The 10,552-nt window shown below is 69.0% G+C and carries 10 protein-coding genes; 6 read left to right on the top strand and 4 right to left on the bottom strand.

The window, feature by feature from the left end:
- Positions 1 to 76 precede the first annotated feature (76 nt).
- Positions 77 to 1,237 (bottom strand): mandelate racemase/muconate lactonizing enzyme family protein, encoded by a 1,161-nt coding sequence (locus tag AB4070_RS14205; protein ID WP_441980675.1) that lies wholly within the window; start codon positions 1,235 to 1,237, stop codon positions 77 to 79.
- Between the two features lie 80 nt (positions 1,238 to 1,317).
- Complete coding sequence (locus tag AB4070_RS14200; protein ID WP_045262208.1) at positions 1,318 to 2,121, bottom strand: IclR family transcriptional regulator; 804 nt, start codon at positions 2,119 to 2,121, stop codon at positions 1,318 to 1,320.
- 228 nt (positions 2,122 to 2,349) lie between these two features.
- Here AB4070_RS14200 and AB4070_RS14195 point away from each other — a divergent pair, with 228 nt between their 5' ends.
- The 3 genes from AB4070_RS14195 to AB4070_RS14185 are packed head-to-tail and all read left to right on the top strand — an operon-like array spanning position 2,350 to position 5,509.
- Positions 2,350 to 3,288 (top strand): carbohydrate ABC transporter permease, encoded by a 939-nt coding sequence (locus AB4070_RS14195; RefSeq protein WP_045262209.1) that lies wholly within the window; start codon positions 2,350 to 2,352, stop codon positions 3,286 to 3,288.
- Positions 3,288 to 4,145, top strand: a complete 858-nt coding sequence (locus AB4070_RS14190) for a carbohydrate ABC transporter permease (RefSeq protein ID WP_052674532.1) — start codon at positions 3,288 to 3,290, stop codon at positions 4,143 to 4,145. The genes AB4070_RS14195 and AB4070_RS14190 overlap by 1 nt, the downstream gene beginning before the upstream one ends.
- A gap of 50 nt (positions 4,146 to 4,195) precedes the next feature.
- A complete protein-coding gene (locus tag AB4070_RS14185) occupies positions 4,196 to 5,509 on the top strand; it encodes an ABC transporter substrate-binding protein (RefSeq protein ID WP_441980674.1) in 1,314 nt (437 codons plus the stop codon).
- Between the two features lie 131 nt (positions 5,510 to 5,640).
- On the opposite strand, the gene AB4070_RS14180 is transcribed toward AB4070_RS14185, so the two are convergent.
- Together AB4070_RS14180 and AB4070_RS14175 are read right to left on the bottom strand one after the other, a co-directional pair.
- On the bottom strand, positions 5,641 to 6,360 hold the full coding sequence (locus tag AB4070_RS14180; protein ID WP_441980673.1) for an SDR family NAD(P)-dependent oxidoreductase: 720 nt from the start codon (positions 6,358 to 6,360) through the stop codon (positions 5,641 to 5,643).
- Positions 6,357 to 7,250 carry a dihydrodipicolinate synthase family protein gene (locus tag AB4070_RS14175; RefSeq protein WP_441980672.1) on the bottom strand — a complete coding sequence of 298 codons (894 nt, stop codon included), beginning with the start codon at positions 7,248 to 7,250 and terminating at the stop codon, positions 6,357 to 6,359. The genes AB4070_RS14180 and AB4070_RS14175 overlap by 4 nt, the downstream gene beginning before the upstream one ends.
- 137 nt (positions 7,251 to 7,387) lie before the next feature.
- Between AB4070_RS14175 and AB4070_RS14170 the strand changes: the two genes are divergently transcribed.
- The 3 genes from AB4070_RS14170 to AB4070_RS14160 all read left to right on the top strand — a co-directional run bounded on the left by AB4070_RS14170 (position 7,388) and on the right by AB4070_RS14160 (position 10,496).
- Entirely contained in the window at positions 7,388 to 8,296 is a 909-nt protein-coding gene (locus AB4070_RS14170; RefSeq protein ID WP_441980671.1) for an SMP-30/gluconolactonase/LRE family protein, read from the top strand.
- Complete coding sequence (locus tag AB4070_RS14165) at positions 8,293 to 8,937, top strand: bifunctional 4-hydroxy-2-oxoglutarate aldolase/2-dehydro-3-deoxy-phosphogluconate aldolase (RefSeq protein WP_441980670.1); 645 nt, start codon at positions 8,293 to 8,295, stop codon at positions 8,935 to 8,937. Before AB4070_RS14170 ends, AB4070_RS14165 begins: the two co-directional genes overlap by 4 nt.
- Before the next feature lie 101 nt (positions 8,938 to 9,038).
- Positions 9,039 to 10,496, top strand: coding sequence for an ABC transporter permease (locus AB4070_RS14160; RefSeq protein WP_441980669.1), 1,458 nt, complete (start codon positions 9,039 to 9,041; stop codon positions 10,494 to 10,496).
- The last annotated feature ends 56 nt before the right edge of the window (positions 10,497 to 10,552 follow it).

The following is a 10,552-nucleotide window of genomic DNA, read 5'->3' as shown; positions in this document are numbered from 1 at the left end:
CGGTTCGAATCGCGCGAATGGTCGCATCCGCCTGGCGGATGCGACCATCTGCGCGATTCTCAGGAGAGCTGCGGCGTCAGTGGCGCACGTACTCCTTGATCGCGTCCTCGTCGACCGCGACGCCGAGGCCCGGCCCGGTCGGGACGACGAAGCCGCCGTCAGCGCGCACCTCGAGGGGCATCGTGAGCAGACGGTTGGCGACGGGGAGCGTGAACGGCTGGTACTCGAACGCGAGGAGCGAGGCGGCGCTCGCCGCGACGTGCACGCCGGCCGCCATCGCGATCCCGAAGGCGGCGGAGTGGTGAGGGGCGACCTGCACGTGGAAGGCGTCGGCGACAGCAGAGATCGCGAGGCCCTCGGTGATGCCGGTACGGCCGATGTCGGGTTGCGTGAGCCCGACCGCGCGGCGCGTGAGCCAGTCGGTGAACTCGAAGCGGCTGCGCATCGCCTCGCCGACCGCGATCGGTGTCGCGAGCGCGGAAGCCAGGTCACGGTGGCCCTCCACGTCTTCCGGGGCGAGCGGCGCCTCGAAGAACCAGGCCCTGCGGTCGTCGAGTTCCCGACCGAGAGCACGAGCCTCGCCGAGGCGGTAGGTCCAGTGCGCGTCGAGTGCGACGTCGAGGTCGGGGTGCACGCCGCGGACCGCGTCGTAGGTGGCGAGGTCGGTGCGGATGTCGACGCCGAGGTGGAGCTTGATGCGCCGCACGCCCCCTTCGACGAGCTCGGCCGTCTTCTCCGCGCGCTCGACGTCGTCCACGCCGCGGATACCGGAGACGTACGTGGGCAGCACCTCGTGGAAGCGTCCGCCGGCGAGCTCGGAGACCGAGAGCCCGGTCGCGTGACCCCAGAGGTCCCACAGGGCGATGTCGACGGCTGCCATCGCGTCGGCCTGATGCCCGGTGAGGTGCCCGCGCTCGCGCATCGACTCGGTCATCCGGTGCCAGAGCGTGCGTACCGAACGCGGGTCCTCGCCGAGGATGAGCGGGGCCAGCAGGTTGTCCACGATCGCCGCGACCACGACCGGCGCGACCGGAGCGAGCGCCTCGCCCCATCCGATCAGCCCCTCGTCGGTCTCGATCTTCACCAGCAGGGTCTCGTAGCCGGGGGAGTACAGGCTTCGCCACGGGGGACGGATCACATAGCCGCGGTGGTCGACCGCGGTGTCGCCCGCGTAGGAGTTGTTCGCCTCCTCCTTCGAGAGGTAGAGCGGAAAGGTCTGGACGCGCGTGATTCTCACAGGGGTCTCCAAAGACATCGATGGGCGAGCGGCCGGCGGCTGGTGCCGCGGTCAGGGGTAGGGGGCGTCGCGGCCGGGCGTCAGAGCGCGGCGAACGCGGATGCGGTGCGGGAAGGGCTGTATCCGAGGGCGACGGAGATCTCGTCGGCGGCTTCGATCAGCTGCAGCGCGAGCTCCTGATGCGGGGCGTGCAGATCCAACACGGACAGCGGGCCGCTGGCCGAGATGCCGGCCACGATCTCGCCTGCCCGGTTGCGGATCGGGGCGGCGATGCAGGCGCGTCCGAAGGCGAGTTCCTCGATCTCGGTCGAGTACCCGCGGCTGCGCGTCTCGTCGAGCGCCAGCTGCATGGCGTCACGGTCGACGATCGTGTGCGGGGTGAAGCGCTGCGGCGCCTGTGCGAAGTACTCGTCCACCTGCGCGTCGGTCATGCCGGAGAGCAGCGCCTTGCCGATGCCGGTGGCGTGCAGGGGGCCCGTGCGGCCCGCCATGTCGAACGACTTCGGTGCGAGCGCCCCCTCGAAGTTGCAGAGGTACATGAAGGTGAAGCCGCTGAGCTCGGCGACGTTCACACCGATCTCGATCCGGCGGGCGAGGTTCTGCGCGATCTGCCGCGCCGCGCGGAAGATGGGGGAGCCGTTGAGGGCGATCGTGCCGAGCGAGACGGCGGCCGGACCCAGGCGGTAGAGGCCGGTGCGCGGGTCCTGGACCACGAACTTCATGCGGTCCAGTGCCGACATCATCCGCGAGACCGTGGACTGGCCGAGCCCGGTGAGGGTGCAGAGCTCCGAGACCCGCAGCTCGCCCGACTCCTCGGTGAAGCAGGCGAGCAACGACATCGCCCGTTCGACGGTCTGGGTGCCGCCCACCGATTCCGATGCCATGGTCACTCCTCCTCAGTACTGCCGCCGCGTAGGCGACGTCGCGGCTGGTCACCGCTGCCAGTCATCCTATTCAGAGAAATGGCTTCGAGCAACACAAATGTGGGTGTCGTATGCATTTTGTGGATTTCGCATCCGCATTGTGGTTAACTGGCCGCACGTCGACGTTGACGACTGTGACGACGACGCGCAGGGCCCCGCGGGGGTCGTCTCTACTGGAAAGTGACTGCAATGCAACAAGCCATACTCGAGCGGCCCGCAGAGAGCGAGCAGAAGGCCGTCGAGCCACGCTCCGGGCGACGCTCCACGCTGGGCGCGAAGGATCGCACCTTCGGTTTCATGATCGCACTTCCCGCGGTCCTCCTGTTCCTCGTGATCGCGATCTTCCCACTCGTGTCGAGCATCTTCACGAGCCTGTTCGATCAATCCCTCCTGCGTCCGGAGCGCACGTTCGTCGGTCTCGACAACTACGCGGCCGTCTGGGACGAGTTCTTCGCCCGGCTCGGCACGACCCTCGTCTTCGCGTCGCTCTCCACGATCTTCCCGCTCGTGCTCGGCGTGGCCCTGGCGCTGCTGCTGAACGCCCGCATGCGCGGACGGAACATCCTGCGCGGGGCTCTCATGCTCCCCTGGCTGCTCCCCGGTGTGGTCGTCTCCTTCCTCTGGGCGTGGATCTTCAACGACAGCTACGGTGTCGTCAACCACGTGCTCTCGGTGTTCGGCCTTCCCGAGGTCAGCATGCTCGGCACCCCGACCGGCGCCATGGCGGCGGTGGTCATCGCCAAGACGTGGCATTCGTTCCCGTGGATCATGGTCGTGGCCCTCGCGGTGCTGCAGACGCTTCCGAGCGAGCAGATCGAGGCCGCCACCATCGACGGTGCGACCCGCGCGCAGCGGTTCCGCCACATCTCGCTGCCGCACATCGCCGGCCCCGTGACCCTCGTCGCCGTCCTGGAGTTCATCTACAACTTCGGCAACTTCGACACGATCTTCGTCATGACCGGTGGGGGGCCGGGCAACTCGACCACGACGCTCGCGGTCAGCCTCTACGACCTCGCGTTCGGCAGCTACGAGCTCGGCAAGGCCTCCGCCATGGGCACGCTCTGGCTGGTCCTGTTGGCCATCATCACCACCGGATACCTGTTCCTCAACCGACGGCTGGAGAAGTGATGCGCCGTAGTCGCGATGTGGGGGAGTCGATCATCCGCCCCCACCTGTCCATCCCCGGACGTGTGCTGCTCCTGCTGCTGGCGCTGTTCGGCCTGCTCCCGGTGTACTGGCTCACGGCCACCGCGTTCACGAAGAAGGAGGACGTCTTCTCGCTCGACCGTCCGTTCTTCCCGGTGGATCCGACCTTCGAGAACTTCATCGGCTTCTTCCAGAACGATCTGCTGCTGAAGAACCTCCTCAACAGCATCATCGTCTCCACCGGTACCGCGCTGCTCGCCGTCCTGGTCGGCGGACTGATGGCGTACTCCCTGTCGAAGTTCCGCTACCGCGGTCGCAACGCCGTCATGTTCATGTTCCTCATCGGCCAGCTGATCCCCGGTGCGCTGCTGCTCATCTCGCTCTACCTGATGCTGAGCTCGGCAGGGCTGCTGTACACCTATACGGCACTGATCATCTCGTTCACGACGTTCACGCTGCCGCTCGCGGTGTTCCTGCTGAAGGGCATCATCGACGCGCTGCCGGACGACATCATCGAGGCCGCCAAGGTCGACGGACTCTCGCGCACGGGGACGATGTTCCGCATCGTGTTCCCGCTCGTGGTCCCCGGACTCATCACCGCCGGGATGTTCGCCTTCATGCGGGGCTGGAGCGATCTCCTCTTCGCTCTCACGCTCGCAGGACCCGACAAGCAGACGCTGCCGGCGGGTCTCACCCAGGCGTTCATCCGCGAGGGCACGGCGGACTGGCCCGCGCTCATGGCGGCGTCCCTGATCACCTCCCTCCCGCTCGTCCTCATCTTCATCCTCCTGCAGCGCTACTTCGTCTCCGGCCTCGCCGCCGGGGCGGTCAAGGGATAGCGCCGCACCGCAGCACCGCTCGTCACCCCTCATCCCGAAGGAGCAGTCTCATGAACATCTCGAACTCGCAGCTGAGCCGCCGAGCCTTCCTCGGAGGCGGAACCGTCCTGGCGGCATTCGGCGCACTCGCGCTCGCCGGCTGTGCGACCCCCGCCGCCCCCGGCACCGGAGCCGGAGCCACGGCTGCAGGAGCCACCGAAGCCAAGACCATCAACTTCTACGGCAACTCGCTCGGCGAAGAGGCCCTGAAGTCGGCGTGGCAGGGCATCCTCGACGGCTTCGCGAAGCAGGAGGGCGTCAAGGTCGCGCCGGTCATCTACCCGTACGATCAGGCCGCCACGCAGCTCGCCCTGACCGGGCGCTCCGGCAACCTCATGGGCGTCGGACAGTCGGGCGGCTGGCAGGTGCTCACTCCGATGAACGTGCTCGCCGACCTCACCGACCTCGCGAAGGGTCTGGGCATCCCGCAGGGTGTGCTCGACTCCTACACGATGGACGGCAAGCTGCTCGTGCTGCCGCTCACGGCTGCCGGCATCGGCATCATCACGAACGGCGAGATCGCGAAGAGCGTCGGCATCAAGTCGGGCATGACCGTGGAGCAGTTCGCCACGGCGCTCGAGAAGATCAAGAAGCAGGACTCCTCGCTGATCCCGTACGCCGCCGTCACGAAGAACCCCGATCTGAAGGACGCCGTACCGTGGATGTGGGGCTTCGGCAGCGATGTCGTCACCGATGACCTGACCTGCACCCTCGGGGACGCCGAGAGCGTCAAGGCCGTCACCTGGTACAAGTCCCTGCAGGACGCCGGTCTGACGCAGACCAACGTGGCGCGCAGCGATGCCCGCATCCTGTTCGCGAGCGGTCGGGCTGCCCTGTACGACGACGCCCCGCTCGCGTCGACCTTCGTCAAGACGAACGGTGCCGCGCAGAACATCATCGACAACATCGGCGCGATCGCGCGTCCGACCGCCGGTGGCAAGGACTCCTTCAACCGTGCATGGGGCAGCGGTGTCTTCGCGACGGCGGGTGAGGGAGAGCTCACGAGCCGTGACTTCATCCTCTACGCCGCGACGAACGTCGAGGCGGCGACCGCGCTCTACGAGAACTCCGCTGTGGCCCCGGCCGCCAAGAGCGTCGCGGACAAGATCCCCGCCCTCGCAGCGGACAAGTTCCAGGGAGCCTTCCGCACCGAGGTCTCCGAGCATGCACGCGGTGCCGCGTGGGACCGTGTCGCGGTCACCGCGCAGATCGACGCCGCGATCGGCGCGGGAGTCGCGACGATCCTCGCCGGGCAGGTCGAGGTGCAGGCCGGCCTCAACGCGCTGAAGAAGGAAGTCCAGGGGCTGCTCGACGCCAACTCCTGATCGTTTCGTATCGCGCGAATGGGTGCATTCTTCTCGGGATGCACCCATTCGCGCGATTCGAGAGCGGCCGGAGATACGAAGAAGGCCGCGTCCCGGAAAGGGATGCGGCCTTCTTCGTATAGGTGAGCGGGTCAGAGCCAGCGTTCGCGCAGCACCGGCTTGAGCCAGGCTGCGGGGGAGGAGATCGACAGCCCGCCGTCGACCGCGATCGACGTGCCGGTGACGAACGACGCGGCATCGGAGGCGAGGAACGCCACGACGGACGCGACCTCCTCCGGGCGCCCGATGCGCCCGAGCGGATAGCCCTCGCTCTCACCGGTGTCCTGCGCGGAGATGCTGCCCGGCTGCACGGCGTTCACGCGGATGCCTCGGGGGCCGTAGTCCAGTGCCAGCTGCCGTACCAGGCCGTCCACTCCGGCCTTGGCGGCTGCGTAGGCCGCCAAGGCCGGGGCGGCGAGCGACGAGTTCACGGAGGTCACCGCCACGATCGACGACCCGGTGGAGAGACGGGGAAGAGCCGCGCGCGCCACGAAGAACGCCGAGTCGAGCGTGGCCCCCAGGGCGCCGCGCCAGTCTTCGTCGCTCGTGGCCTCGGCGCGGGCGATCGGCATGCGTCCGGCGGCGAGCACGACGACATCGAGTCGGCCGAGTGCCTGCTCCGCATCCGCGACCACGGCGTCTGCGTGCTCCGGACGGCTGCAGTCGGCGACGAGATACCGAGCGAAGACGGCGTCGTCGCTGTCATCGATCCCCACGCCGACGACGGTGTCCCCGCCGTCGGCGAAGGCGCGGGCGATGGCGAGACCGATGTCGGAGCTGCCGCCGATCAGCAGAACGCCGCGGCCGGTCACACGCGCACCGTGGTGGGGATGGGAGGAAGGGCGAGCTCGTCGATCACGAGCTTCACGGACGCACGACTGCCGGCGTCGAGGCGCGACGCGGGGTAGCGGACCGTCGCGTGGTCGATGATGCCGCGCGCGACGAGGACCTCCTTGTGCACCGCCCACGCGATGCCGCCCTGCAGACCGATGAGCACGAGAGGGAGCATACGACGGAACTCGGCTCTGGCCTCGTCGACGCGCCCCTCCAGGAACCTGTCGAGCACAGGGCCGAGCAGGTCGGGGAACTCGCAGGCGGGCATCGTTCCGACGGCGCCCCTGGCGTACTCCTCCAGGCAGAACTGCGCGTTCTGTCCGCCGAGCACGGCGAAGTCGGGGTCATCGATCGCCGAGACCACGGCCCCGACCTTGGGCGCCGTCGGCGGAGCTTCCACCTTGACGGAGTCGACGCCGTCGAGCCGGGCGATCTCGGCGATCAGGGCCGGAGCCATCACCACGCCGGTGACGCCGGGAGCGTCCTGCACCATGACGGAGAGCGAGGTGGCCGCGGCCACGTCGCCGTAGAAGTCGACGAGCGTCGCCGCCGGCGGCTTCACCATGAACGGCGGGAGCACCATGAGAGCGTCGGCGCCGCCTTCCTCCGCGAGGAGGGCCTGCTCGATCGAGGTCGCGGTGGACGTGCCGTTGACGCCGGCGATCACCGGGATCCGGCCGTCGACCACCTGGACGACATCGTCCAGGATCGTCCGTCGTTCCTCCGTCGTCAGTGCGAAGCCCTCGCTCGCCATGCCGAAGACGGCGACACCGTCGACCCCGGAGGCGAGCTGGAACTCGACCAGCCGACGCAGGCCGGCACGGTCGAGGGCGCCCGATTCGTCGAAGGGCGTTGCCAGAATGGGCATCAAGCCATGGAGTGTCGGAGCCATCAGCTGTTTCCCGCCTTCATCATCGTCTGTCCACATTTCTCGCAAGTGTTATGCATATTGTGAGATAGTCTGCCACATAACGGTTACGAGCTACCAGCGAAGGACGCCCCCGGATGTCGCACACCCCGCCCTCCCGAACCGTCGAGATCCTCTCCGACGCCCGATACGTCCAGGCCGAGTCTCCGCGGTGGGACGGTCGCGACGGCGGCCTCGCCTGGATCGACATGGCGACGGGTTCGCTGCACCGCGGGCGGCTCGTCGAGGGACGGATCGTGCCAGAGGCGGCTGTCGTCGTCGGCGCGCAGATCGGTGCCCCGATCCCGCTCGCGCAGCCGGGGCAGGGCTGGCTGGTCGGAGTCGATCGTCGCGTCGTGCACGTGAGCGACGACGGATCCGTCTCCCCACTCACGGATGACATCGCCGCACCGGGCGACTACATGAACGACGGCGGCGGTGATCCGGTCGGTCGCTTCTGGGTGGGCAGCCAGTCGATGCCCCGCGACCCGCACTGCACGCTGTGGAGCATCGGCCCCGATGGTGAGCCGACTGCTCGCCTGGAAGGGGTCACGGTGTCCAACGGTCTCGCCTTCGACAGCACGGGAGCCACGCTGTTCTACATCGACACTCTGCCGGACCGCAGCATCGAGGCCTTCGACGTGACGCCGGACGGGGAGCTGTCGAATCGCCGCAGGGTGTGCCGGGTCGAGGGCGGCAACCCCGACGGCATGGCGATCGACCTCGAGGGCATGCTCTGGGTCGCGGTCTGGGACGCCTCCGAGGTGCGCCGCTACTCTCCCGTTGGTGAGCTCGTGGAGACCATCGTCCTCCCGGCGAAGCGTCCGACCGCCGTGGCTCTCGTGGACCGCCTGCTCGTGATCACCACCGCGAGCATCGGCCTGGCGGAACCCGCTGATGCCGACGGTGCGCTTCTCGGCGTGCGGGTGGATGTCGGCGGCGTCCCGGCATACCCATGGCGTGGCGTGGTGCCGACGGCCCGCAGGGCAGGGGAGGGCGCGCTGTGAGCGCCGTCGACAACGATCAGCTGCGCGAACGGCTGCGCCGCACGCGGCTCGTCGCGATCCTCCGCGGAACCGACGTCGATGCGACGGTCGCCGCCGCACGGACACTCCTGGACGCCGGCGTGCGCACGCTCGAGATCGCCCTCACCCTCCACGACGCGGAGGAGGCGATCGCGCAGGTGGTGCACGACGCTCCGGGCGAAGCGCTGATCGGCGCCGGCACCGTGCTCGACGAGGCGGATGTCGACCGAGCCGTATCCGCCGGCGCGCAGTTCATGGTCACGCCGACGCTCAGCGCATCCGTGCGCTACGCCGTCAGCTGCGGCGTCGGCGTCTTGCCCGGTGTCTACACGCCGACGGAGGTCCAGCGCGGTCACGACCTCGGCAGCGCGGCCGTGAAGCTGTTCCCCGCGTCGGCGCTCGGCCCCGGCTTCATCCGCGCCGTGCGCGACCCGTTCCCGCACGCGCGGATCATCCCCGTGGGAGGTGTGAGCGTCGACACCGTCGGCGACTATCTCGCGGCCGGTGCCTTCGGCGTCGGGGTCGGCGGACCTCTGGTCGGCGATGCGGCGACCAGAGGCGGCGATCTCGACGCTCTCGCTGTCCGCGCCAGGGCATTCGTCGAGGCCGTGCGCGCGGTGTGAGCCGCGCTCCATAGCGTTCTCATCACCGGACCCTCGATCCCGCATATGCGCGATTCCTAACGTCGATCTCGCCCCGCGATGGCCGCGGCGGAAGGAGAGAGATGTACGGAACATATCTGCGGCGCGAGCTCGCCGGCCGTAAGAAGCAGACCCTGATCGTCGCGATCGGGCTGGCGATCGCGATCGCGCTGGTGATCGTGGTCAACGCCCTCACTGCGGGGGTGCGGGACGCTCAGGCGCAGGCTCTCGCGTCCGTCTACGGAGTCGGCACCGACCTCACGGTCACGGGCGCTGCCGCCGAGCCGGGCCAGGGCGACGGGCCGCGCTTCGACTTCGACGCGGATGCCGGTGAGAGCGACGGTGAGACCACCACGCTCGCGCAGTCCACGCTGCGAACCGACTTCCTGCGCGGCACCCTCGACTCGTCCGTGCTCGACACCGTCGCCGCGACCGAGGGTGTCTCGGCGGCATCCGGGGCGCTGAGCCTCACGAACTCCACGTTCTCCGGCGAGGTGCCCAGCGGTGGATTCGCGCCGCAGGACGGCGAGCAGCCCGCCGCGCCGGAGGAAGGGCAGACGCCACCGGATGGCGCAGCGGGCGGCGGGGGCTCTTTCGGGGTGGACTCCTTCTCCGTGCTCGGCATCGATCCATCTGCCACTGCCGTGGGGCCGATGGCCTCGGCCACGGTGACGGACGGTCGCGGTCTCGACGCCGATGACGCCGAGGCACTGGTCGCCCTGGTCGACAGCACGTACGCCTCCACGAACGAGATCGCGGTCGGAGACACCATCGACGTGGCCGGCTCCGACGTGGAGGTCGTCGGGATCCTCGGATCCACGTCGGACAGTGCGGACACGGCAGCGAACGTGTATCTGCCGCTGCGCACAGCGCAGACCCTCGCCGGAGTCGACGACGTGATCTCCACCGTGTACGTCCAGGCCGATTCGGCCGCCTCGATCGATGCGGTCCAGTCCGCGCTCGCCGAAGAGCTCCCGGATGCCACCGTCACGTCGCAGTCCGAGCTCGCCTCGACGGTGTCGGGTTCCCTCTCCAGCGCCACGGCGCTGATCACGAACCTCGGCACCTGGCTCTCCGTCATCGTCCTCGCCGTCGCTCTGCTGCTCTCGGTGCTGCTCACCCTCTCGGGCGTGGGGCGACGCACTAGGGAGTTCGGAACCCTCAAGGCGATCGGCTGGTCCAACGGGCGGGTCGTCCGCCAGGTCGCGGGTGAGTCGATGGTGCAGGGACTCATCGGGGGAGCCGCTGGCCTCGTCCTTGGTGTCATCGGCATCGTGCTCATCAACGTCCTGCGTCCGACCGTCGCCGCGAGCGGGGGAAGTCAAGCAGGCCCTGGCGGCATGGGCGGTGGCCCGACCGGAGGCGGTGCGGTGTTCCAGGGGCAGCAGACGGCGGACATCGTGCTCCAGGCACCGTTCACGCCGGGGGTGCTGCTGGCCGCTGTCGGACTCGCCGTGCTCGGCGGCGTCGTCGCCGGCGCGTTCGGTGGCTGGAGGGCCGCCCGGCTCAGCCCCGCCGAGGCACTGCGCTCGGTCGCATGACCAGGTCTCGGGCGAACGACGAGCGGCCGACCCCGACATCACGCCAGACGGATACC

It is taken from the genome of Microbacterium sp. 2RAF4, assembly GCF_052115285.1.
In the GTDB taxonomy this organism is placed as follows: Bacteria; Actinomycetota; Actinomycetes; order Actinomycetales; family Microbacteriaceae; genus Microbacterium; species Microbacterium oxydans.
This window is presented reverse-complemented; position numbering and strand designations above follow the sequence as displayed.

What these genes read in the sequence shown, in the direction of transcription:
- AB4070_RS14200 (WP_045262208.1), bottom strand. Translation starts at nt 2,121, where the DNA reads ATGGCATCGGAATCGGTGGGCGGCACCCAGACCGTCGAACGGGCGATG.
- AB4070_RS14195 (WP_045262209.1), top strand. Translation starts at nt 2,350, where the DNA reads ATGCAACAAGCCATACTCGAGCGGCCCGCAGAGAGCGAGCAGAAGGCC.
- AB4070_RS14190 (WP_052674532.1), top strand. Translation starts at nt 3,288, where the DNA reads ATGCGCCGTAGTCGCGATGTGGGGGAGTCGATCATCCGCCCCCACCTG.
- AB4070_RS14185 (WP_441980674.1), top strand. Translation starts at nt 4,196, where the DNA reads ATGAACATCTCGAACTCGCAGCTGAGCCGCCGAGCCTTCCTCGGAGGC.
- AB4070_RS14175 (WP_441980672.1), bottom strand. Translation starts at nt 7,250, where the DNA reads ATGCCCATTCTGGCAACGCCCTTCGACGAATCGGGCGCCCTCGACCGT.
- AB4070_RS14170 (WP_441980671.1), top strand. Translation starts at nt 7,388, where the DNA reads ATGTCGCACACCCCGCCCTCCCGAACCGTCGAGATCCTCTCCGACGCC.
- AB4070_RS14160 (WP_441980669.1), top strand. Translation starts at nt 9,039, where the DNA reads ATGTACGGAACATATCTGCGGCGCGAGCTCGCCGGCCGTAAGAAGCAG.